The sequence below is a fragment of the Mycobacterium kyogaense genome, from assembly GCF_003254575.1.
Taxonomy (GTDB): Bacteria; Actinomycetota; Actinomycetes; order Mycobacteriales; family Mycobacteriaceae; genus Mycobacterium; species Mycobacterium kyogaense.
Genome location: NZ_QJUA01000015.1, coordinates 1 through 22,537, shown reverse-complemented (window position 1 = coordinate 22,537; position 22,537 = coordinate 1). Strand labels below are relative to the sequence as shown.

Sequence of the window (22,537 nt, the reverse complement as noted above, 5' to 3'; positions counted from 1 at the left end):
CTGGAACGACCCGAAAGGCGGCGTCATGGGGCGATCACGGCAGGTGCTGGGCGTTCTGATCGGTGTCGGGGCCGTGCTGTGCGCCTCCTGCTCGACGACTCTGCAGGGCAACGCCGTATCGGTGTTCAGTGACCCGTTTTCAGTGGCCGGGATGCCGGCCACCGACGGCCCCACCGGCTTGCGCCCGAATGCCGAGGGGCCGAGCCGCACGGTGGAAGGCACCGACGGCGGGGACATCGACAACCTGGCGGCGAGCGCCGTGAGCGACATCGAACAGTATTGGGAGAGCGCGTTTCCGGAGACCTTCGACGAGGGATTCACCCCGGTGAAGGAATTGATCTCCTGGGATGCAGGGGGTTTCGACGGGACCTTCTGCGGCGACAGCACGTTCGGTCTGATCAACGCTGCGTACTGCTACCCCGACAGGACGATCGGCTGGGACCGGGGCGAACTGCTGCCGGGGCTGCGCCGCGCCCACGGCGACATCGGCGTCGCGATGGTGCTCGCCCACGAGTACGGACACGCCGTGAGTCGCGCCGCCAAGCTGACCACCAACGGCACGCCGACGCTGGTCGCCGAACAACAGGCCGATTGCCTGGCCGGTGCCTACATGCGCTGGGTGGCCGAGGACAAGTCACCGCGGTTCTCGTTGAGCACCGGAGACGGGCTGAACAATGTCCTGGCCGGCGTGATCTCGTTCCGCGATCCGCTGATGCAGCAGGGTGACCCCGAGGCGGGCGTCGACGAGCACGGCTCGGCCTTCGAACGGATCTCGGCATTCCAGTTCGGCTTCACCGATGGCCCGGCGGCGTGTGCAGGAATCGACATGCGGGAGATCGGCCAGCGGCGCGGGGACCTTCCGGTCCTGCTGCCTGAGGACCAGTCCGGCGAGTTGGCGATCGACGAGAGTTCGGTGCGCTCCATCGTCGACGCGATGGGAATCCTGTTCTCCCCCAAGGCTCCTCCCGCGCTCAGTTTCGATGCGGCGGCAGCCGAGACGTGCGCGGACGCGCGTCCGAGCCCACCCGCGTCGTACTGCCCGGCCACCAACACCATCGTCGTGGACCTGCCTGCGTTGACGGCACTCGGCGCGCAGGACGCCGAGGGCGGCCTGGCGTCCGGCGACAACGTGGCCTATTCGGTTCTGGTCTCGCGCTACATGCAGGCGATTCAGCAGGAGCGCGGCGGGGTGGCCCTCGACAACGCCGAGGCCGCACTGCGCACCGCGTGCCTCACCGGCGTCGCGACGGTCAAGATGTCGAAGCAGGTCACCACGCCCGACGGTGCGACGATCGCCCTGACCGCCGGCGATGTCGACGAGGCGGTGTCGGGCCTGCTCACCAACGGGTTGGCCGCCAGCGACGTCAACGGCGAATCCGTGCCGTCGGGGTTCTCCCGCATCGACGCGTTCCGGGTGGGCGTGCTAGGGGACGCCGACCGCTGCTTCGCCCGCTTCCGCTGAGTCACCCGGCCAGCGTCACCAGCCCCAACTCGTTGTCGCCGGCCAGCAGTCGGTGGTGGGGCAGCACGCGCACGGTGTATCCGACCGGACCCGTGACCGGCAGGGGCGTGCTGGCGGTGAACAGGTCCTCACCGGCGTCGGTCTTCCCCGAATGCGTCATCGGGATCGTCACCGGATTCACCAGGGCGTCACCGGTATCCACGCGTCCGAGAACGGCCTGCACGGTCACCTCGTCGGGCCGGAGGTCCTGCAGGCAGACCCGCGCGGTGAGCGTCAGCTCCGACCCGAGCAGCGGCGTGTCGGGCAGCCCGTAGCTGTCGACCTCGACGACGCGAACGTTCGGCCACGCCTTGTGCACCTTCTGCCGGTACAGCGCGAGCTCCCGGGCCGCGCCGAACGGGCCCTCGGTGGCGACACCGGGCTCGATCGACTGCCGCAGAGCGTGGGCCGCCGGCAGGTAGTAGCGCTCGGTGTAGTCCTGCACCATCCGCGATGCCAGCACCTTCGGACCGAGCACCTGCAGGGTGTGCCGCACCATCTCGACCCACCGGGTCGGGACGCCACGCTCGTCACGGTCGTAGAACTTCGGCGCCACCGCTCGCTCGAGCAGGTCGTACAGCGCGGCCGCCTCCAGATCGTCGCGCCGGTTCTCGTCGGCCAGTCCGTCGGCTGTCGGGATCTCCCAACCGTTTTCGCCGTCGTACCACTCGTCCCACCAGCCGTCGCGGATCGACAGGTTGAGTCCGCCGTTGAGCGCGCTCTTCATCCCCGACGTGCCGCAGGCCTCAAGGGGTCGCAGCGGGTTGTTCAGCCAGACGTCGCAGCCGTGGTAGAGCGTGCGCGCCATCGACATGTCGTAATCGGGCAGGAATGCGATGCGATGCCGGACGTCGGCCTGGTCGGCGAACCGCACCACCTGCTGGATCAGCGCCTTGCCACCTTCGTCCGCCGGGTGCGACTTGCCGGCGACGATGAGCTGAACCGGGCGCTCGGGATCGAGCAGGAGCCGCCGCAGCCGCTCGGGATCGCGCAGCATCAGGGTCAGCCGCTTGTAGGTCGGCACTCGGCGTGCGAACCCGATGGTGAGCACATTCGGATCGAAAGCCGTTGCGATCCACTTCAATTCGGCGTCTGCAGCGCCACGTTCCAGCCAGGACCGGCGCACCCGGTCCCGGACGCCGTGTACCAGCGCCTCCCGCAGCTGCGATCTGATCCACCACAGGTGCCCCGGATCGACCTCGTGCAGACGCTCCCACGTCTCGGGCTCCTGCAGCGAGCTCAGATCCTGGGTGCCGAGCAACTCCCGCCCGAGCTCCAGCCACTGTGGCGCCGCCCACGTCGGGGCGTGCACCCCGTTGGTGATGGACCCGATCGGCACCTCGGCCGGATCGAAGCCGGGCCACAGGTTGTTGAACATCTCCCGGCTCACGCGGCCGTGCAGCAGTGACACGCCGTTGGCGCGCTGCGCCAGCCGCAAGCCCATGTGGGCCATGTTGAATTTCGTCGGGTCGTCCTCTGCGCCGAAGGCGAGGATGCGCTCGACGGGGACGCCGGGCAGCAGTCGCGAGCTCGAGCCACCGGGGTCGGCGCCGAAGTACCGCGCGACCATGTCGACCGGGAACCGGTCGATACCGGCCGGCACCGGGGTGTGGGTGGTGAACACCGTGGACGACCGGACCACCGTCAGCGCGGTGTCGAAGTCCAGCCCCGCCTCGATCAGCTCGCGGATGCGCTCGGCGCCCAGGAACCCGGCGTGTCCCTCGTTCATGTGGAAGACCTCGGGCGCGGCCAGCCCCTCGATCTGGGTGAACGCCCGGATCGCGCGCACGCCGCCGATGCCGGCCAACAGTTCCTGGCGGATGCGGTGTTCCTGGTCGCCGCCGTAGAGCCGGTCGGTCACCGACCGCAGCTGGTGATCGTTCTCGGGGATGTCGGAATCGAGCAGCAGCAGCGGGATGCGGCCGACCTGGGCGATCCAGACTCTGGCGAACAGCTCGGCGGAGTCGGGAAGCACGAGGCTCACCAGGACGGTCTCCCCCGCGGCGTCGGTGAGCAGGCGCAGCGGCAGGCCCTGCGGGTCGAGCAGCGGGTAGTTCTCGTGCTGCCAGCCGTCGGCGGTCAGCGACTGCCGGAAGTAGCCCGACCGGTAGTGCAGCCCCACCGCGATCAACGGCAGCCCGAGATCCGAGGCCGATTTGAGGTGGTCGCCGGCCAGGATGCCGAGCCCGCCGGAGTAGTTCGGCAGCACCTCGGCGACGCCGAATTCCATCGAGAAGTACGCGATGCCGTTGGGCAGCACCGGCGCCTTACCGGAATCCGCGCCGTTGACCTGCGCGAGCTGCTGGTACCACAGCGGACGGCTCAGGTAGTCATCCAGATCAGCGGCCAGCGCTGCCAGGCGTGCGACGAAGTGCTCGTCGTGGGCCAGCTCCTCCAGCCGCTCGGGGCTGACGTGACCGAGCATCGCCACCGGGTCCGCACCGACGAGTTTCCACAGCTCGGGATCGATCGTCTGGAACAGATCCTGGGTCGGTTTGTCCCAGGACCACCGCAAATTGATCGACAGCCGCTCGAGTGCGGCCAGCGGTTGCGGGAGGTGGGCGCGGACGGTGAACCGACGGAGAGCTTTCACGCGTCCTCACGTTACTGCCGCGACGCCCGCCCATGGGTGACGCGCTGCACTTCGCCTCTCCCGCGGGGTTGAGGCTGACACTACGGTGGGTATAGGCGCGACAAGGGTGCACGACGAGGTGTGAACCAGACCATCCAACGACGGCGCGCGGCCGGGGTCCAGACCGTAGGCCGCGCTCGACCTGCAACGTATTAGGGAGTGCTTGAGTGACCGCCGGTCGGATCGAAATCGACGACGTCCAGCCTGTGGTGTCCGGCGGGCGATTCCCCGCCAAGGCGGTGGTCGGCGAAGTGGTTCCTGTGACCGCGACGGTGTGGCGAGAAGGCCACGACGCGGTCGCGGCCACGCTGGTCGTCCGCTACCACGGCACCAACTATCCGGCTCTGGCCGATGAGCCACCGGGTCGCAGCAAGACCACCGAACCCGTCCCCATCGAGGAGGTCGTCACGTCGTCGGCGGCGCGCATTCGCCCGTCGGCCCTGCCGATGGCGACCGGCCGCACCCCCGACGTGTTCCACGGCCAGTTCACCCCCGACGCGGTCGGGCTCTGGACATATCGCGTCGACGGGTGGGGTGACCCCATCGCAACCTGGCGTCACCACGTGATCGCCAAGCTCGACGCCGGGCAGAGCGAGGCGGAACTGTCCAATGATCTGCTCGTCGGCGCCAAACTGCTCGAGCGCGCGTCCACGGGCGTACCGCGGCAGATGCGCTACCCGCTGATGGAGGCCGCCGAACGGCTCCGCACCCCGGGCGACCCGTACTACCGCGCGGGTGCCGCGCTGTCCCCCGAGGTCACCGAACTCGTCGAGCAGTATCCGCTGCGCGAGCTCATCACCCGCGGCGAGGCACACGGCATCTGGGTGGACCGGCCCCTGGCCCGCTTCAGCTCGTGGTACGAGTTCTTCCCGCGGTCCACGGGCGGCTGGGACAGCTCCGGCAACCCGGTACACGGCACCTTCGCCACAGCCACCAAGGCGTTGCCGCGGGTGGCACGCATGGGCTTCGACATCGTGTACCTGCCGCCGATCCACCCGATCGGCAAGGTGCACCGCAAGGGGCGCAACAACAGCGTCACCGCCGGCCCCAACGACGTGGGCTCGCCGTGGGCGATCGGCAGCGACGAGGGCGGGCACGACGCGGTCCACCCGGACCTGGGCACGATCGACGACTTCGACGACTTCGTGGCCTCAGCCCGCGGCGAAGGGCTGGAGGTCGCCCTCGACCTCGCGCTGCAGTGCGCGCCCGACCATCCGTGGGCCAAGACGCACCCCGAGTGGTTCACCGTGCTGCCCGACGGCACGATCGCATACGCCGAGAACCCGCCGAAGAAATACCAGGACATCTATCCGCTCAACTTCGACAACGATCCGACGGGCCTCTACGAGGAAGTCCTTCGCGTCGTGAAGTTCTGGGTGTCGCACGGCGTCAAGGTCTTTCGCGTCGACAACCCGCACACCAAGCCGCCGAACTTCTGGGCCTGGCTGATCGGTGAGGTCAAGAACGTCGACCCCGACGTGTTGTTCCTCGCCGAGGCGTTCACCCGCCCGGCGCGCCTGTTCGGGCTGGCCAAGCTGGGGTACACCCAGTCGTACACGTACTTCACCTGGCGCACCGCGAAGTGGGAGCTGATCGAATTCGGCCAGTCGATCGCCGAGCACGCCGACTACGCGCGGCAGAGCCTGTGGCCGAACACGCCGGACATCCTGCACGAAAGCCTGCAGCACGGTGGGCCGGGCATGTTCGCGATCCGCGCTGCTCTGGCGGCCACGATGAGCCCGACCTGGGGCGTGTACTCCGGCTATGAGCTGTTCGAACACCGCGCCGTTCGGGAAGGCAGTGAGGAGTACCTCGACTCGGAGAAGTACGAACTGCGGCCCCGTGATTTCGACGCGGCCCTGGCCGACGGTGAATCGCTCGAGCCGTTCCTGACCCGGCTCAACGAGATTCGCCGGTTGCATCCCTCGCTGCACCAGCTCCGCACGATCACGTTCCATCCCATCGACAACGACGCGTTGCTGGCGTACAGCAAGTTCGACCCGGTCACTGGCGATCAGGTCCTCGTCGTGGTGACGCTCAACCCGTTCGGACCCGAAGAGGGCACGGTGTGGTTGGACATGGGCGCACTGGGAATGGATCAGCAGGAGCGTTTCTGGGTACGCGACGAGATCACCGGGGAGGAATACCAGTGGGGTCAGGGCAATTACGTGCGTCTGGAACCCGCCCGCGCGGTGGCGCACGTGCTCAACATGCCCCAGGTCCCGGCTGACCAACGAATGAACCTACTGCGTAGGGAGTGACGAGATGGCCAAAGCGTCCGATGTGACCAAACAGATCGACAGCCCGCACCTGCGGCCGCACACCGCGGACGTGAATCGACTGCTCGCCGGCGAACATCACGACCCGCACTCCGTGCTGGGCGCCCACGAGTTCGACGATCACACCGTCATCCGGGTCTACCGCCCGCATGCGGTGACGGTGGCCGCCCTCATCGGCGGTACGCGGTATCCGCTGCAGCACATCGAAGCCGGACTGTTCGCGGTCGCGGTGCCGTTCACCGATCTGATCGACTACCGCCTCGAGGTGGACTACTCGGGCGAGGACTCCGGGTTCGTACACACCGTGGCGGATCCGTATCGGTTCCTGCCGACGCTCGGCGAGGTGGATCTGCACCTGTTCGCCGAGGGCCGCCACGAGCGGCTCTGGGAGATCCTGGGTGCTCATCCCCGCACGTTCGAGACTCCCGACGGCATCGTCAGCGGCGTCTCCTTCGCCGTGTGGGCACCGAATGCCAAAGGCGTCAGTGTGATCGGCGACTTCAACCACTGGGGCAACGAGGCACAGATGCGGGTGCTGGGCTCCACCGGCGTGTGGGAGTTGTTCTGGCCGAGTTTCCCGGAGAACGGCCTCTACAAGTTCCGCGTGCACGGCGCCGACGGCGCGGTCACCGAGCGGGCCGATCCGATGGCCTTCGCCACCGAGATCCCCCCTCAGACGGCGTCGAAGGTGTTCGTCAGCGACTACACCTGGGCCGACGACCAGTGGATGGCTGAGCGGGCGCTCCGGAATCCGGTGTTCGAGCCGATGAGCACCTACGAGGTGCACCTGGGCTCGTGGCGGCCGGGGTTGAGCTATCTCGAGCTCGCCGAACAACTCACTGACTACCTCGTGGAGCACGGATTCACCCACGTCGAGATGCTCCCTGTCGCCGAGCACCCGTTCGGCGGCTCCTGGGGCTACCAGGTGACCTCGTACTACGCGCCGTCCTCGCGTTTCGGGACGCCCGACGAGTTCCGCCACCTGGTCGACACTTTGCACCGCGCGGGTATCGGAGTGATCGTCGACTGGGTGCCTGCCCACTTCCCCAAGGACGCGTGGGCGCTGGGCCGCTTCGACGGAACGGCGCTCTACGAGCACGGCGATCCTCGCCGTGGTGAGCAGTTGGACTGGGGCACTTACGTTTTCGACTTCGGCCGCGCGGAGGTCCGCAACTTCCTGGTCGCGAATGCGCTGTACTGGTTGCAGGAGTACCACGTCGACGGACTGCGGGTGGACGCCGTCGCGTCGATGCTCTACCTCGACTACTCCCGCCCCGAGGGTGGCTGGACGCCGAACGTGTACGGGGGCCGGGAGAACCTGGAAGCCGTGCAGTTCCTGCAGGAGATGAACGCGACCGTCCACAAGAGCAACCCCGGCATCGTGACGATCGCCGAGGAGTCGACCTCGTGGCCCGGCGTCACTCGGCCGACAAACCTTGGCGGCCTTGGCTTTTCGATGAAGTGGAACATGGGCTGGATGAACGACACGCTGGAGTTCATCAAGCGCGATCCCATCCACCGCAGTTTCCACCACGGCGAGATCACGTTCTCGATGATCTATGCCTTCAGCGAGAACTTCGTGCTGCCCATCAGCCACGACGAGGTGGTGCACGGCAAGGGCACGCTGTGGGGCCGCATGCCGGGCGACGACCACATGAAGGCAGCCGGCATTCGCGGTCTGCTGGCCTATCAGTGGGCGCATCCGGGCAAGCAGCTGCTGTTCATGGGGCAGGAGTTCGGTCAGCGCGCCGAATGGTCCGAGGAGCGTGGAGTCGACTGGTGGCAGCTCGACGAGCAGGGCTTCTCCGACGGCATTCTGCGGATGATGACCGATGCGAACGGCATCTACCGCAGCCGTCGGGCGCTGTGGTCGCGGGACACCAAGCCCGAGGGCTACTCGTGGATCGATGCCAACGACTCGGCGAACAACGTGCTGAGCTTCCTACGCTTCGGCGACGACGGCTCGATGATGGCCTGTGTGTTCAATTTCTCGGGTAGCGAGCACAGCAGCTATCGGCTCGGCTTGCCGCACGCGGGGACATGGCGCGAGGTCCTCAACACCGACAGCGACAACTACCACGGGTCCGGCATCGGCAACTACGGCGCGGTGGAAGCGACCGACGAGCCGTGGCACGGGCGCCCCGCATCGGCGGTCATGGTGCTGCCGCCCCTGGCGGCGCTGTGGTTCGAGCCGGAGCAACCCGCCTGATTTCCGGCGAGCAGACGCAACCTCGAGTGTTTCGAGCCTGATTCACTCGAGGTGCGTCTGCTCGCGGGAGAGAAAGTCAGTAGAGTGCGTTGGCCAGATTGCGGCGCCCGGCGATCACCTCGGGGTCCGCGGGATCGAAGAGGTCGAACAGTTCGATCAGCCGGGTACGTACGCGGGCGCGTTCGTCGCCCGCGGTGCGCTTGATCAGCCCGGTGAGTCGGTCGAACGCGGCGGCCACGTCCTGCTGGAGTATCTCGACGTCGGCGGCGGCCAACGCCGCATCGATGTCCGTCGGAGCGGCGTCGGATCGGGCCACCGCATCCTGAGGGTGCGTCGTGGCGCGCTGCAGGAAGTCGATCTGTCGCACCGCACCCTTGGCCTCGGCGTGCTGCGGGTCGGACTCCAAGATCGCTTGGTATGCGCTGCGGGCCGCGTCGAAATCACCCTCATCGAGCAGGGCGCGTGCGTTGTCGAGCACCGGATCGGACTGCTCTTCGTCGCCGGCCGCGGGGCCGCCGCTGAGCTTGCCTGCCGTCGCGTCGAGCAGCGAATCGATCCAGCGCCGCAGTTGGTCCGGCGGCTGCATGCCCTGGAAGCTCGACAGCGGCTGACCGGCGGCCAGCGCGACCACGGTCGGAACGGCCTCGACGCCGAACATCTGCGCCACCCGAGGCGTCGTGTCCACGTTCACGGTGGCCAGCGACCACTTTCCGCGGTCGGCTCCGGCAAGCTCGCCCAGGACATCAGCCAATTGAACGCTGGAGTCGCTGCGCGGTGACCAGAGCAGCACGACGACGGGCACTTCGTTGGATCGCACGAGGACTTCGGCCTCGAAGTTGGTTTCGGTCACGTCCACCCCACCCCGCGCGCCTGCCGCCGGTGCGGAGCGGGCGTCGGAACCGGTGGCCGGCCGCTGTTTGAGAGCTGACAGATCGACTGCGCCCGCCAAGGCAGGCGAGATGCGGGGTCCAGGACGTGTCACGACAGCAAGTCTGTCACGACTCGCCTCAGGTGGTTTCGGGCGCCGTCCGACGCGACTGCCCGGCGTGCACACCGACCTGATTCGACCCCGCCGCGTGGCCCATCCGCCCCGTCCGATCAGCCCATATGAGAAAGATCACACTGGCCAATGGCACAATGCTGCCCAGCAACGCCAGCAACCATGTGCCGAGCCTCCACCTGAGCGCCAGACCGGTGAACACGGCCGCGATGACGAAGGCGATGAACACGCCGCCGTGGATCGGTCCGAAGATCTTCACCCCGACCTCGGTGCGGGGCGTGCCCAGGTATTTGAAGTACATGCCGACCAGCAGGCCGATCCAGGACAGTGCCTCCGCGAAGGCAATCAGCCGGAACCACGCCGCGGCGTTGCGGACGTCGAATGCGCGAGTCATGGCGCCATTGTGCCGCAGCAGCTACTACGCAGTGTCGTTTTCCGGCGTCGTTTTCCGGCGTCGTTTTCCGGCGTCGTTTTCCGGCGTCGTTTTCCGGCGTCGTTTTCCGGCGTCGTCGACTACGGCCGGCGCAGGATCAGCGCGTCTCCCTGTCCACCCGCTCCGCAGAGCGCGGCGACTGCGTAACCGCTGCCCCGGCGGGACAGTTCGAGGGCTGCGTGCAGCGTGATGCGAGCTCCCGACATGCCGATCGGATGGCCGATGGCGATCGCGCCTCCGCTGCGGTTGACCTTGTCGGGGTCGACGCCCAGCTCCTTGGTCGAGGCCAGCGCGACCGCGGCGAACGCCTCGTTGATCTCGATGACGTCGAGCTGATCGAGCGAGATCCCCTCCTTGGCGACCGCCTTCTTGATGGCGTTGGCCGGTTGGCTCTGCAGCGTCGAATCCGGTCCGGCGACCACGCCGTGGGCGCCGATCTCGCACAGCCAGGACAGCCCCATCTCCTCGGCCTTCGCCTTGCTCATCACGACGACGGCGCAGGCGCCGTCGGAGATCTGCGAGGCAGAACCTGCGGTGATGGTGCCGTCCTTGCGGAACGCCGGACGCAGCCCGGACAGTGACTCGGCGGTGGTGTCGGCGCGGATGCCCTCGTCCTCGGCGAATTCGATCGGGTCACCCTTGCGCTGCGGGATCGCGACGGGCACGACCTCATCGGCGAAGACGCCGTCCTTCCAGGCCCGGGCGGCTTTCTGGTGCGAATTCGCCGCGAACTCGTCTTGCTCTGCGCGGGTGAACTTATCGACGTCGTTGCGCTGCTCGGTCAGCGCGCCCATCGGCTGGTCGGTGAAGACGTCGTGCAGCCCGTCGTAGGCCATGTGGTCGACCGCGGTCACGTCGCCGTACTTGTAGCCCGACCGGCTCTTCATCAGCAGGTGCGGCGCCTGCGTCATCGACTCCTGGCCACCGGCCACCACGACGTCGAACTCACCGGCCCGGATCAGCTGGTCGGCCAGCGCGATCGCATCGATGCCCGACAGGCACATCTTGTTGATGGTGAGCGCGGCGACGTCCCAACCGATGCCCGCGGCGACCGCGGACTGACGCGCCGGCATCTGGCCCGCGCCGGCGGTGAGCACCTGGCCCATGATCACGTACTCGACAGCGGACGCCGGCACCCCGGCCTTCTCGAGTGCCCCGCGGATCGCAACGGCGCCGAGATCGCTTCCGGAGAAATCCTTCAGCGAACCCAGCAACTTGCCCACGGGAGTACGGGCCCCAGCAACGATCACCGACGTCGTCATGACTACCTCCACCTGAGTTTCGAGCGACTGCCGAGAGGCTATCTCTAGGGCCGGAACTATTCGAAACCGATCTTGTTAGGTAACTTCGCTGTTATGACCGCCGAGCAGACTGACGCCCGTCCTGTACTGGCCACCGCGCTGGTCACCGCTGTCGATCACGTGGGCATCGCGGTGCCCGACCTGGATGCGGCGATCCGGTGGTACCACGACCATCTCGGCATGATCGTGCTGCACGAAGAGGTCAACGACGAGCAGGGCATCCGCGAGGCGATGCTCGCGGTGCGCGGCGCACCGGTGGGCAGCACCCAGATCCAGCTGATGGCCCCCATCAATGACGAGTCGACGATCGCGAAGTTCCTCGACAAGCGCGGCCCCGGCCTGCAGCAGTTCGCATACCGGGTCAGCGATCTCGATGCGCTGAGCGAGCGGCTACGCGAGCAGGGCGTGCGGTTGATCTACGACGCGCCTCGGCGCGGCACCTCGAATTCGCGCATCAACTTCATTCATCCCAAGGACGGCGGCGGCGTGCTGATCGAGCTCGTCGAACCTGCCGCCGACTCGCACTGACGCTCAGCGACACAGGAAGTCACGACCAGCGACGCGTAGGCCCCCGGGTCGCGCGGTTGGCCCAGCACGATGTGTGCCAGTGCCGGCGGTCGTCCGCGCCGGCGTCCCCCGAATCGGCCGGCCATGCCACCACATGGGCGACACCGGGCCGGATCTCCTGATCACAGCCCGGGCAGCGGTACACCTTGACCGCTCGTGACCCCGGCACCGCCCGAACCTCGTAGTCGAAGCCGTCAGGGCCGATCTCGATCCGCCGCGGAGCGGGCAGCGGCGGATGCTGCCGTGGCTTGCGTGCCGGGCGGCGGCCCATCAGAACAGTCGGAACTCGTCGTTGTCCATCCCGCGCATCTTGTCGTAATCGAGTGTAAGACAACGTATTCCACGGTCAGTGGCGAGCGTGCGGGCTTGCGGTTTGATCTGCTGGGCGGCGAACACCCCGGCCACCGGCGCCAGTAGCGAGTCCCTGTTCATCAGCTCGAGATAGCGGGTGAGCTGCTCGACTCCGTCGATCTCGCCGCGCCGCTTGATCTCCACGGCCACCGAACGGCCCTGCTCGTCGCGGCACAACAGGTCGACCGGGCCGATCGGGGTCATGTACTCGCGACGCACCAGCGTGTAGCCGGCGCCGAGCAGTTCCACGTGTTCGGCGAGCAACGCTTGCAGGTGCGCCTCGACGCCGTCCTTGACCAACCCGGGGTCGACACCGAGTTCGTGGCTGGAGTCGTGCTCGATCGACTCCACGGTGATGCGCAGCTGCTCCCCCGCCTTGTTCTCGACGACCCACACCGGGGTCTCACCGTCGGCCTGCTCGGAGACCCAGCAGGGCGGCGACATCCAGTTCAGCGGCTTGTAGGCGCGGTCGTCGGCGTGCACACTCACCGAGCCGTCGGACTTGAACAACAAAAGTCGCTTCGCCGACGGAAGATGGGCGGTGAGCCGGCCGACGTAGTCGACGGTGCAGTGGGCGATCACGAGACGCACCGAACCACCATAGTTGGCCGCGGCACTCACTAGGCTGACGCAACATATGAACGCCACGACGAGCGTGCCGCATCGGCTGGGCAAGGTGCTGGAGCGGGTCACCCGGCAGAGCGGGCGGCTGGACACCCCCGATTACGGCTCGTGGCTGCTGGGCCGGCCAGAAGAGGACCAGCGCCGCCGCCGGGTCCGGATCCAGGTCATCCTGACGTTCTTCCTGCTCTTCACCAACATCCTGGGCATCGGGGTGTCGCTACTGCTCAACACCGTGGCGATCCCGGTGCCGAGCGTCTTCACCGATGCACCCGCATGGTTGACGTTCGGCGTAGTGCCCGCGTACCTCTTCGTGGCGCTGATCCTCGGCACGGTGTGGATCACGGCCCGAACAGTGAATTCGCTGCGGTGGGCGCTCGAGGAGCGCACACCCACCCGGGAGGATCAGCGCAACGTGTTCCGCGCGCCGGCCCGCGTCGCGACGAGCGCGCTCATCCTGTGGGGCGTCGGCACCGCATTGCTGACCCTTCTCTACGGCCTGCAGGATTCCGCCTTCATCCCCCGGTTCCTGTTCGCGGTGGGCTTCCCGGGGATCGTCGTGGCGACCGCCTGCTACATGATCACCGAGTTCGCGCTGCGGCCCGTCGCCGCGCAGGCGCTCGAGGCGGGCCGCCCGCCGCGCCGGCTGACGCATGGCGTGATGGGGCGCACCATGACGGTCTGGCTGCTGAGCTCTGGGGTCCCCGTATTGGGCATCCTGCTGCTGGCGATCTTCTCCCTGTCGCTGAGCAACCTCACCAGCACCCAGTTCGCGGTCGCGGTGATGATCATCGCGTTGGTGGCGTTGATCTTCGGCCTGATCCTGATGTGGCTGCTGTCCTGGTTGATCGCCACCCCGGTGCGCGTGGTGCGCGAGGCACTCAAGCAGGTCGAAGACGGCGACCTCGACTGCAACCTGGTGGTGTTCGACGGCACCGAGCTCGGCGAGCTGCAGCGCGGTTTCAACGCCATGGTGCACGGTCTCCGGGAGCGGGAGCGGGTGCGCGATCTGTTCGGCCGCCACGTGGGCCGGGAGGTCGCGCTCGCCGCGGAGAAGCAGCAGATCGAGTTGGGCGGCGAGGAACGCTACGCCGCCGTGATTTTCATCGACATCATCGGTTCGACCAAGCTGGTGACGGGGCGGCCGGCCGTGGAGGTGGTGGAGCTGCTCAACCGCTTCTTCGACGTCGTCGTCGACGAGGTCGACCGACACCACGGACTGGTCAACAAGTTCGAGGGCGACGCCGTGCTCGCGGTGTTCGGCGCGCCGGTGTCGCTGGACAACCCCGAAGCAGAGGCGCTGGCGGCGGCGCGCGCGATGGCGCGGCGGTTGCGCGCCGAGGTGCCGGAGTGTGAGGCGGGCATCGGCGTCGCGGCCGGTCAGGTCGTGGCGGGCAACGTCGGCGCCAAGGAGCGGTTCGAGTACACGGTGATCGGCGAGCCGGTCAACGAGGCGGCCCGGTTGTGTGAGCTCTCCAAGAAAGTCGACGGACATCTTGTCGCGTCGGCGGCCGCGGTGACCAAGGCGACCGAGGACGAACGTGAGCGCTGGACCCTCGGCGAGACGGTGACCCTGCGGGGACACTCCGAGCCCACCCGCCTGGCCACGCCGGTCGGTGAGCCCTGATCGGTTCGCATGTCTCGATGCGACATCCACCGGTGTCGGGATCGGTGATGGACAGCGAGCAGGCGGACCCCCACGATGGTGGGCGCGACCCGAGGGAGGCGTTGAGATGACGTTGGATGTGGCCGAACTGGCTGAGCTCTCCGCCGCGGTCAGCGACCTGTTGGCCGACAAATGCACCGAGGCCGACGTGCGCCGCGTCATGGACTGCGAGGACGGGTTCGATCGCGCGCTGTGGGCTCGACTGGCCGACCAGGGTGTGCTGGGCATGTTGGTCGCGCCCGAGCACGGCGGACTCGGATTCGGCGCCGCCGAAGTCGAGGCAGTCGCCGAGGAGACCGGCGCGGCATTGCTGCCCGCACCGTTCATCTCCAGCTCCGTGCTGGCCGTCGCGCTGATCAACGCGGCGGGTTCCGACGAGGACAAGGCACGGCTGTTGCCCGGGCTGGCCGACGGCACGACGATCGCCACGGTGGCGTTGACCGGGCCGGCAGGATCGTGGACGCCCGACGGGGTCGACGTGCGTGCGGGCGCCGATGGCACCCTCACCGGCGCCGCCCACTACGTCACGTGGGGCCACGTCGCCGACGTGCTGCTGGTCATCGCACGGACCGACGACGGCATCGGGGTGTTCGAGGTGAGTTCGGCCGCACCGGGATTCGATCTCTGTGCTGCAACGGTTTTCGACCCGACCGTCCGTCTGTCGACGATCACGCTGACGAGCACCCCTGCGCGCAGACTCGGAACGGCCGGCTGGGCTGCCGTGGGCGACGCACTGGCTCTCGCGGTCATCGCCTCAGCGGGTGAGCAGGTCGGCGGTGCGCGGCGCATCTTCGACATGACCGTCTCCTACCTCAAGACCCGCATCCAGTTCGGTCGCCAGATCGGCAGCTTCCAGGCGCTCAAGCACATGGCCGCGGACCTGCTCATCGACGTGGAGAACGCGACCTCCGCGGCACGCCACGCTGCCGCCGAACACACCGATGCGAGCGAAAATGTCGACGGCGCAATCGCATTGGCGGGCTTTACCTGCGCGGAGGCCTACCACACAGTGGCACTGCACGCGATCCAGATGCACGGCGGGATCGCGTTCACGTGGGAACACCCCGCGCACCTGTACCTGCGACGCGCCCGCACCGGACTGCACCTGTTCGGCGGCACACGTCTGCACCGCGAACGCTTCCTCGCCGCGAAAGGTGCCTGAGATGGCCGAGACGACACCAGAGACGACACCAGAGACCGCACTGCCCGACGCCGGCGAACTGCGCACCGAGGTTCGGGAGTGGTTGCGCGACAACTGGTCTCCGCTGCCCGCCGGCGGCGACCCGTGGACCAGCTCGCCGGCGCGTGTCGCATGGCTGGAGAAAGTTCTCGCCGCCGGATACGCGGTGCCCACCTATCCCGTCGAGTGGTTCGGTCGCGGTTACCCCGCGACGCTGGCCGCGGTGATCTCCACGGAGTTCGCCGCGGTGAAGGCGCCGGGCTCTTCGCAGGACAGGTACAACATCCCGGCCAACACCGTGCTCGCGCTGGGCACTGCCCGCCTGCGCGACGAGCTGCTGCACGACTTCCTCGTCGAGCGTGCGCGCACCTGCCTGTTGTACAGCGAGCCCGGTGCCGGGTCGGACCTCGCGGCGGTCCGCACCACGGCGGTGCGGGAGGGCGATCGATGGATCGTCAACGGCCAGAAGGTCTGGACGTCCGGCGCTCAGACCGCTCAGTACGCGCTGCTGCTGGCGCGCACCGACTGGGACAGGCCGAAGCACAAGGGGCTCAGTCTGTTCATGCTGCCGATGAAGCAGGCCGGCATCGACGTTCGTCCCCTGGTGCAGATCACGGGCGAGACGCATTTCAACGAGGTGTTCATCACTGACGCCGTGGTGTCCGACGACTACCTGCTCGGTGGTGAGGGCAACGGGTGGCGCGCTCTGCAGACCGCGCTGGCCTACGAGCGCTCGATCATGGGTGACAGCAACCGCGGCTCGCGAAACCGTGCGGCAGACAGTCTGATCGAGCTGGCCCGTACGAACGGTGTCCTCGGCGATGGCGCGGTGCGTGACCGGTTGGCGACCGTGCTGGCGATGCGAGAGCTCAACCGGCTCAACAACACACGCGCCAAAGCCAATGCAGGCCAGGGCACGTCGAGTTCGATAATGTCCCTGGGCAAGCTCGCGATGTCGCGGATTCTTCACGCCGAGGCGGCGTTGAAAACCGAGATCGTCGGCGCCCAGGCGCTGCTGGCGGGCTCGGAGAACCCGGTGGCCGACGACGTGAACTTTCTGACCCTGAACGCGTTCTTCACCTCGATCGGCGGCGGCACCGACCAGATCCAACGCAACATCATCGGCGAGCGGGTTCTGGGATTGCCCAAGGAACCCGAACCCGATCGCGACATCCCGTTTCGTCAGGCCCGCCGAAGCTGACCGCTGTGCGCACAGAAGCTGCTGCCTACGATCCGCCGCTGGCGGGTGTGCGAATCCTGGACGCCTCGACCGGCGCCATGACCGCGGTCGGCCGCCTCTACGCCGACCTCGGCGCCGACGTCACCGTGCTACGGATACCCGGTGTCACCGTCGACGACCAGGTCGTCCCTCAGGTCGGCCCCCACGTCGCCTCCGTGCACGTGCAGAGCGCGATCAATCGCCACGGGCTGCCCAGCGTCGAGATCGACCTGTCAACAGCCGAGGGCCGCAAGCGATTCGACGCACTCGTGGCCGAGACTGACATCGTCATCGAGAGCACCCGCCCGGGTTCGGCCGCGGAGGCGGCGCTGTCGGTGCGGACGCTGCGGACCCGTCACCCAGCCCTGATCATCCTGTCGATCAGCGACTTCGGGCGCGACAACGACTGTGCGCACTGGCAGGCCACCACACCGGTTCTGCTCGCACTCAGCAGTGAGCTGTCGCGGTCCGGCGTTCCCGGTCGCGCCCCGCTCATCCCACCGGGGGAACTGCCCTACCAGGTCGCTGCAGCCCAGGCTGCGGCGACGACGCTGAGCGTGCTGCTGGACCGGTTACGTACCGGGGAGGGCGATCTCATCGACTTCGCGGTGCTCGACGGCGCGATGCAGACCCTGGATCCGCCGTTCGGGTCAGCAGGCAGTGCGTCCGCCGGTGTCGCGGTGAGCGCTCAGCAGCGCGACTGGAACGCCGAGCAGCAGCGCTACCCCATCTTCGGCTGCAAGGACGGCCACGTCCGAATCTGCATTCTGTCGAAACGGCAGTGGCGTGGCATGTTCGCCTTGATGGGCAGTCCGCAGGAATTCGCCGACCCGTCCTACGACAAGCTCGGCAAGCGGTTTCACTCACCACATCTGCAGGAGGCGATCGAACGGTTCTGCGCCGACAAGACCCGTGCCGAACTCGAGGAGCGAGCGCAGGCCCACGGCGTGCCGGCCGCCGCGGTGTTGACATTGCCCGAGGCGCTGGCCGCCGACCACTTCACCACCCGCGGATTCTTCCGCGACGTCGAACTGGCCCCGGGTGTGGTGGCGCCGATCCCGGCCGGTGTCTGCGAGATCGACGGTCACCGCGCGACGGCGATTCGGCCGGGCACGTCGGAGCGCGTCGTGTCGGCACCCGTCCTGGGCGCGCGGGACCGCAGCGGGCAGGGCTTGCCGCTGGAGGGCCTGCGCGTCCTGGATCTGGGCGTGATCGTGGTCGGCGCCGACACGGGCCGCTTCTTCGGTGACCTCGGTGCCGACGTCGTCAAGATCGAGCACTCTGCCCACCCCGACGGCCTGCGATTGGGCAAGCCGACCGCGATGACCCAGCCCTACGCGGCCGGGCACCGCAACAAACGCTCGATCGGCATCGACCTTCGCTGCGCCGAAGGCAGGGCGCTGGCGCACCGCTTGGTGCAGTGCAGCGATGTCGTGCTCAACAACTTCAAACCAGGCGTGGCAGCCGCTTTGGGCATGGACCATGCGACGTTACGTCAGATCAATCCCGAGGTCGTGGTCGTCGACAGCTCGGCATTCGGCCCGACAGGGCCGTGGGCGGCGCGCCTCGGCTACGGACCGTTGGTGCGTGCCGCAGTCGGCTTCACCAACCTGTGGGTGTATCCGGGTGAGCCCGACACGTTCTGCGACACCGTGACCGTCTATCCCGATCATGTGGCGGCCCGCATCGGCTCGTTGGCCGCACTGGCACTGCTGATCCGCCGCGAGCGCACCGGAACTGGTGGGGCGGCCAGCATTTCGCAGGCCGAGGTGATGCTCACCCACCTCGCGGCCGACATCGCCGCCGACGCGCTCCGACGGTCGGGACACGTCGAGCGCAGTCCTTCGGTTCACGACGCCGCGTGGGGTACGTACGCGGCGGCCGGTGAGGACCGGTGGGTGGTCGTGACGCCTCGGCGCGATGACGAGCTCGCAGCACTGGCAGCGGTCGTCGGCGCCCCCGGCATCTCGGGGAGTGAACTCGACGACGCAGTGACGACGTGGGTGGCGGAGCGCTCCGCCACCCGGGCGATGTCCGAGCTGCAAGCCGCGGGTGTCCCAGCCGCTGCGGTGCTGCACGCCGACGAGCTGCCCGGGTTCGGCTACTACCAGCAGCGCAGATCGTTCCGTGAAGAGTTGCACCCCTTCGGCTCCGCACCGTTCGTCATGGAGAACGTCCAGATCCACTGCGCGCATGTCGCCGACCCACCGATGAGGCAGGCGCCCCTGCTCGGCGAGCAGACCGCCGAGATCGCCGCGGAACTTCTCGGTCTGGGTCCGGCCGAGATCGCCGCGTTGCACGACCGCGGGGTGCTGGAGACGCCGCAGATCGACGCCACCGCCCCGCTGTAAGGGAACCCCGGTTCGGCGATCTCGTAGCATGCCCGTAGGTCTCGAACGGGCAGGGAATGGACATCGACTTCACCAGGCTCAGGTATTTCGTCGCTGTCGCCGACGAACTGCACTTCACCCGCGCGGCGGAGAAGTTGATGATCACCCCTCCCCCGTTGAGCAAGCAGATCAAGTTGCTCGAAAAAGAACTGGGCGGAGAACTTTTCGAGCGCCGGTACCACGAGGTGCGGCTGAGCCCGCTGGGTCAACGGCTGATTGGTCCGGCGCGGGAGATCCTGCGCCAGGTCGAGGACTTCAAGGCGGCGGCTGTGCACGGCGTACGCGGACTCGCTCCGCTGCGGGTCAGCGCGACAGCCTATGCGCCGTCGGATTTACTCGGCCACCTCGAAGCCGTGATCGCAGAGCTTCCGTACCCATCGGAGTTCAGCATGCCCGGCTCCGCGGCGGAGGTGACCGCGGCGTTGATCGCGGGGCGGGCGGAGCTCGGCTTGATCCACTTGCCCGCGACGGACAAGCGCCTGCAATCCCGGGTCGTCGCCACCTATCAGGGCGGGATCGCGGTTCGCTTCGACGGTCCGCTGGCGGGCAGGGACATGGTGACGATCGAGGAGTTGCGCGACCGCGAGGTCGCGATCGACTTCGCGCGGCCCAATCCTGTGGTGCTCGCCGGCCTGATCCGACGCCTCAATCGACGGGGCATCCATCGGGTCGTGCGCACGACGAACCGGCGCGGCGGCGAAGTCGAGATGGCCACCCAGGTCTTCAACCGGCACCTGGTTGCCGTGGTGAGCTATGCCCCCGACTCGTTCATCGGGAAGATCTTCTCTCCGCCCGAGTTCGCGCTGATACCCGTCGACGAGAGCACCTGGGCGCCGGCGGAGATCGCGCTGGCGTGGGTGCCGGAGCGGCTGGGCGAACGGCTGGGCGATGTGCAACGGATGATCGAGCAGATCGCCGACCGGTTGGGCCCGGTGCGCCGCAGCGTCTGAACTGCGATGTCGCTTTTCCGCCAGTCCTGTCCCTGCCCGCGTGCCATTGTCGAGGTATGCACTCCGATTTCGACCGCTGCTACCGCGCCGTCCAGGCCAAGGACGCACGGTTCGACGGCTGGTTCGTCACCGCGGTGCTGACGACGAAGATCTACTGCCGGCCGAGTTGTCCGGCTCGACCACCGTTCGCCCGCAACGTCGAGTTCTTCCCGACGGCCGCGGCGGCTCAGCGGGCTGGGTTCCGCGCCTGCAAAAGATGCCGGCCGGACGCATCGCCTGGCTCGCCGGAATGGAACGTCCGCGGTGACGTCGTGGCGCGGGCCATGCGACTGATCGCCGACGGAACCGTCGACCGCGACGGCGTCACCGGCCTGGCGGCGAAGCTCGGCTACACGGTGCGGCAGCTGGAACGCCTCATGCAGGCCGAGGTCGGGGCGACGCCGCTGGCTCTGGCCAGAGCGCAGCGTACGCAGATGTCGCGAGTGCTCATCGAGACCACCGACATGCCGTTCAGCGACGTCGCGTTCGCAGCGGGGTTCGCCAGCATCCGACAGTTCAACGACACGATCCGCGCGGTCTGCGATCTGACACCGACGATGCTGCGCCGCAGAGCTCAGGAACGCTTCGGAGACGATGCGGGCGGCCGCGGCGTGCTGTCACTGCGATTGCCGGTACGGACACCATTTGCCTATGAAGGGGTATTCGGTCACCTCGCAGCGACCGCGATACCGGGCGTCGAGGAGACACGCGACGAGACGTACCGGCGCACCCTGCGACTACCCCATGGCAGCGGCATCGTCGAGCTCACCCCGCACCCCGACCATGTCCGGTGTCTGCTGCGGCTCGCGGATTTCCGCGATCTTCCGGCCGCGATTGCACGCTGCCGCCGATTGCTGGACCTCGACGCCGATCCGGAGGCCGTCATCGATGCGCTCAGCGAGGACGATCAGATGGCCGCGGTGGTCGCGAAGGCTCCGGGTCAGCGCATCCCGCGGACTGTCGACGAGCACGAGTTGGCGCTGCGGGTGGTGCTGGGTCAACAGGTGTCGACCGGGGCCGCACGCACGCACGCCGCTCGACTCGCTGCGGCCTACGGACGTCCGGTCAGTGACCCCGGAGGAGGCCTGACCCATACGTTCCCCTCGACGGAGGATTTGAGCGACATCGACATGCGCCACCTGGCGGTGCCGAAAGCCCGTCAGCGCACCGTCACGACGCTGATCGACGCACTCGGCAGCGGTGCGCTGGTGCTGGATGCGGGAACCCCGTGGGACCGCGGTCGAGAGCAGATGTTGGCGCTGGCGGGGATCGGTCCGTGGACGGCGGAGATGATCGCGATGCGGGGTCTCGGCGATCCCGATGCATTTCCCGCGACGGATCTCGGTGTCCTCGTTGCAGCCCGCCACCTCGGCATGGCTGAGGATGCGAAATCGCTCACCGCATACAGCGAGCGCTGGCGACCGTGGCGTTCCTATGTGACACAACATCTTTGGACAACACTCGAACACTCGGTCAACCAATGGCCGCCGAAGGAGAAATGATGGAGAGCGTGAGATACCGGACCGTCGACAGTCCGATCGGGGTCCTCACGTTGGCCGGCGCCGGAGACCGGTTGCAACACCTGCGGATGGTCGATCAGACGTATGAACCGAGCCGCGCCGGTTGGGAACCCGACGATGGTGCGTTCGCCGACGCCGTGCGACAACTCGACGAGTACTTCCGCGGACAGCGGCAGGAGTTCGAGATCGAGCTCGATGCGGTGGGCACCGAATTCCAGCGCAGGGTCTGGGCTGCCCTGCAGACGATTCCCTACGGCGAGACGCGCTCGTACGGGGAGATCGCCACGCACATCGGATCGCCGGGCGCATCCCGCGCGGTCGGATTGGCCAACGGGCACAACCCGATCAGCATCATCGTGCCGTGCCATCGGGTCATCGGAGCGAATGGCAGTCTCACCGGATACGGCGGTGGACTCGAGCGCAAGAAGTTGCTGCTCGGCATGGAGAAGAGTTACGCGCCGGCCGGCGCCACCCTCTTCGATTGACGTCCCGTCAAAGTTCTGATGCACAAATGCCTGTGCCCCCCAACAGAATTGGGGGGCACAGGGCTTAAATGTGTGTTCGGCGGTGTCCTACTTTTCCACCCGTGTGGGTAGTATCATCGGCGCTGGTAGGCTTAGCTTCCGGGTTCGGGATGGGTCCGGGCGTTTCCCTGCCGCTATGGCCGCCGTAACTGTAT

Annotated in this window: 17 protein-coding genes and 1 rRNA gene; 11 read left to right on the top strand and 7 right to left on the bottom strand. The window is 67.7% G+C overall.

The window, feature by feature from the left end; translation table 11 throughout:
* Nucleotides 1-25: 25 nt before the first annotated feature.
* The gene (locus tag DMB80_RS12660) at nt 26-1,462 is read left to right on the top strand and encodes a neutral zinc metallopeptidase (RefSeq protein ID WP_048423792.1); all 1,437 of its coding nucleotides are present in this window, start codon (nt 26-28) and stop codon (nt 1,460-1,462) included.
* Between the two features lies 1 nt (nt 1,463).
* Here the strand turns inward: DMB80_RS12660 and glgP are convergent, their stop codons facing one another.
* Nucleotides 1,464-4,094 (bottom strand): alpha-glucan family phosphorylase, encoded by a 2,631-nt coding sequence (gene glgP / locus DMB80_RS12655; protein WP_111510179.1) that lies wholly within the window; start codon nt 4,092-4,094, stop codon nt 1,464-1,466.
* A gap of 206 nt (nt 4,095-4,300) precedes the next feature.
* Between glgP and DMB80_RS12650 the strand changes: the two genes are divergently transcribed.
* Nucleotides 4,301-6,394 (top strand): alpha-1,4-glucan--maltose-1-phosphate maltosyltransferase, encoded by a 2,094-nt coding sequence (locus DMB80_RS12650; RefSeq protein ID WP_111510178.1) that lies wholly within the window; start codon nt 4,301-4,303, stop codon nt 6,392-6,394.
* Between the two features lie 4 nt (nt 6,395-6,398).
* Entirely contained in the window at nt 6,399-8,621 is a 2,223-nt protein-coding gene (gene glgB, locus DMB80_RS12645; RefSeq protein WP_111510177.1) for a 1,4-alpha-glucan branching protein GlgB, read from the top strand.
* Between the two features lie 76 nt (nt 8,622-8,697).
* Here glgB and DMB80_RS12640 read toward each other — a convergent pair whose 3' ends face one another.
* From DMB80_RS12640 to DMB80_RS12630, 3 genes are all read right to left on the bottom strand, one after another.
* Nucleotides 8,698-9,603 carry a tetratricopeptide repeat protein gene (locus tag DMB80_RS12640; protein ID WP_111510176.1) on the bottom strand — a complete coding sequence of 302 codons (906 nt, stop codon included), beginning with the start codon at nt 9,601-9,603 and terminating at the stop codon, nt 8,698-8,700.
* A 25-nt stretch (nt 9,604-9,628) separates the two neighbouring features.
* Nucleotides 9,629-10,015 (bottom strand): DUF3817 domain-containing protein, encoded by a 387-nt coding sequence (locus DMB80_RS12635; RefSeq protein ID WP_111510175.1) that lies wholly within the window; start codon nt 10,013-10,015, stop codon nt 9,629-9,631.
* A 119-nt stretch (nt 10,016-10,134) separates the two neighbouring features.
* Nucleotides 10,135-11,316, bottom strand: a complete 1,182-nt coding sequence (locus DMB80_RS12630) for an acetyl-CoA C-acetyltransferase (protein WP_111510174.1) — start codon at nt 11,314-11,316, stop codon at nt 10,135-10,137.
* 93 nt (nt 11,317-11,409) lie between these two features.
* On the opposite strand from DMB80_RS12630, the gene mce reads away from it, so the two are divergent.
* A complete protein-coding gene (gene mce, locus DMB80_RS12625; protein WP_111510173.1) occupies nt 11,410-11,883 on the top strand; it encodes a methylmalonyl-CoA epimerase in 474 nt (157 codons plus the stop codon).
* 19 nt (nt 11,884-11,902) lie between these two features.
* On the opposite strand, the gene DMB80_RS12620 is transcribed toward mce, so the two are convergent.
* Together DMB80_RS12620 and nucS are read right to left on the bottom strand one after the other, a co-directional pair.
* Nucleotides 11,903-12,193, bottom strand: coding sequence for a hypothetical protein (locus DMB80_RS12620; protein WP_111510172.1), 291 nt, complete (start codon nt 12,191-12,193; stop codon nt 11,903-11,905).
* Nucleotides 12,193-12,864, bottom strand: coding sequence for an endonuclease NucS (gene nucS, locus DMB80_RS12615; RefSeq protein WP_073684397.1), 672 nt, complete (start codon nt 12,862-12,864; stop codon nt 12,193-12,195). Before nucS ends, DMB80_RS12620 begins: the two co-directional genes overlap by 1 nt.
* A 46-nt stretch (nt 12,865-12,910) precedes the next feature.
* On the opposite strand from nucS, the gene DMB80_RS12610 reads away from it, so the two are divergent.
* The 7 genes from DMB80_RS12610 to DMB80_RS12580 all read left to right on the top strand — a co-directional run bounded on the left by DMB80_RS12610 (nt 12,911) and on the right by DMB80_RS12580 (nt 22,343).
* A complete protein-coding gene (locus DMB80_RS12610) occupies nt 12,911-14,521 on the top strand; it encodes an adenylate/guanylate cyclase domain-containing protein (RefSeq protein ID WP_111510171.1) in 1,611 nt (536 codons plus the stop codon).
* A 106-nt stretch (nt 14,522-14,627) separates the two neighbouring features.
* Nucleotides 14,628-15,722, top strand: coding sequence for an acyl-CoA dehydrogenase family protein (locus DMB80_RS12605; RefSeq protein WP_111510170.1), 1,095 nt, complete (start codon nt 14,628-14,630; stop codon nt 15,720-15,722).
* Between the two features lies 1 nt (nt 15,723).
* Nucleotides 15,724-16,941 carry an acyl-CoA dehydrogenase family protein gene (locus DMB80_RS12600; protein WP_111510169.1) on the top strand — a complete coding sequence of 406 codons (1,218 nt, stop codon included), beginning with the start codon at nt 15,724-15,726 and terminating at the stop codon, nt 16,939-16,941.
* Nucleotides 16,942-16,946: 5 nt separating this feature from the next.
* Complete coding sequence (locus DMB80_RS12595; RefSeq protein ID WP_420812177.1) at nt 16,947-19,310, top strand: CaiB/BaiF CoA-transferase family protein; 2,364 nt, start codon at nt 16,947-16,949, stop codon at nt 19,308-19,310.
* A 56-nt stretch (nt 19,311-19,366) separates the two neighbouring features.
* Nucleotides 19,367-20,299, top strand: a complete 933-nt coding sequence (locus DMB80_RS12590; protein ID WP_111510167.1) for a LysR family transcriptional regulator — start codon at nt 19,367-19,369, stop codon at nt 20,297-20,299.
* A 56-nt stretch (nt 20,300-20,355) separates the two neighbouring features.
* Nucleotides 20,356-21,840: a DNA-3-methyladenine glycosylase 2 family protein gene (locus DMB80_RS12585; RefSeq protein WP_111510166.1), complete on the top strand. Its 1,485-nt coding sequence runs from the start codon at nt 20,356-20,358 to the stop codon at nt 21,838-21,840.
* Nucleotides 21,840-22,343, top strand: coding sequence for a methylated-DNA--[protein]-cysteine S-methyltransferase (locus DMB80_RS12580; protein WP_111510165.1), 504 nt, complete (start codon nt 21,840-21,842; stop codon nt 22,341-22,343). Before DMB80_RS12585 ends, DMB80_RS12580 begins: the two co-directional genes overlap by 1 nt.
* A gap of 74 nt (nt 22,344-22,417) precedes the next feature.
* Here DMB80_RS12580 and rrf read toward each other — a convergent pair.
* Nucleotides 22,418-22,530, bottom strand: a 5S ribosomal RNA gene (gene rrf / locus DMB80_RS12575).
* Nucleotides 22,531-22,537: the final 7 nt, after the last annotated feature.

What these genes read in the sequence shown, in the direction of transcription:
- DMB80_RS12600 (WP_111510169.1), top strand. Translation starts at nt 15,724, where the DNA reads ATGGCCGAGACGACACCAGAGACGACACCAGAGACCGCACTGCCCGAC.
- DMB80_RS12605 (WP_111510170.1), top strand. Translation starts at nt 14,628, where the DNA reads ATGACGTTGGATGTGGCCGAACTGGCTGAGCTCTCCGCCGCGGTCAGC.
- DMB80_RS12610 (WP_111510171.1), top strand. Translation starts at nt 12,911, where the DNA reads ATGAACGCCACGACGAGCGTGCCGCATCGGCTGGGCAAGGTGCTGGAG.
- DMB80_RS12580 (WP_111510165.1), top strand. Translation starts at nt 21,840, where the DNA reads ATGGAGAGCGTGAGATACCGGACCGTCGACAGTCCGATCGGGGTCCTC.
- DMB80_RS12620 (WP_111510172.1), bottom strand. Translation starts at nt 12,193, where the DNA reads ATGGGCCGCCGCCCGGCACGCAAGCCACGGCAGCATCCGCCGCTGCCC.
- DMB80_RS12660 (WP_048423792.1), top strand. Translation starts at nt 26, where the DNA reads ATGGGGCGATCACGGCAGGTGCTGGGCGTTCTGATCGGTGTCGGGGCC.
- glgB (WP_111510177.1), top strand. Translation starts at nt 6,399, where the DNA reads ATGGCCAAAGCGTCCGATGTGACCAAACAGATCGACAGCCCGCACCTG.
- mce (WP_111510173.1), top strand. Translation starts at nt 11,410, where the DNA reads ATGACCGCCGAGCAGACTGACGCCCGTCCTGTACTGGCCACCGCGCTG.
- DMB80_RS12635 (WP_111510175.1), bottom strand. Translation starts at nt 10,015, where the DNA reads ATGACTCGCGCATTCGACGTCCGCAACGCCGCGGCGTGGTTCCGGCTG.
- DMB80_RS12585 (WP_111510166.1), top strand. Translation starts at nt 20,356, where the DNA reads ATGCACTCCGATTTCGACCGCTGCTACCGCGCCGTCCAGGCCAAGGAC.
- DMB80_RS12590 (WP_111510167.1), top strand. Translation starts at nt 19,367, where the DNA reads ATGGACATCGACTTCACCAGGCTCAGGTATTTCGTCGCTGTCGCCGAC.
- DMB80_RS12630 (WP_111510174.1), bottom strand. Translation starts at nt 11,316, where the DNA reads ATGACGACGTCGGTGATCGTTGCTGGGGCCCGTACTCCCGTGGGCAAG.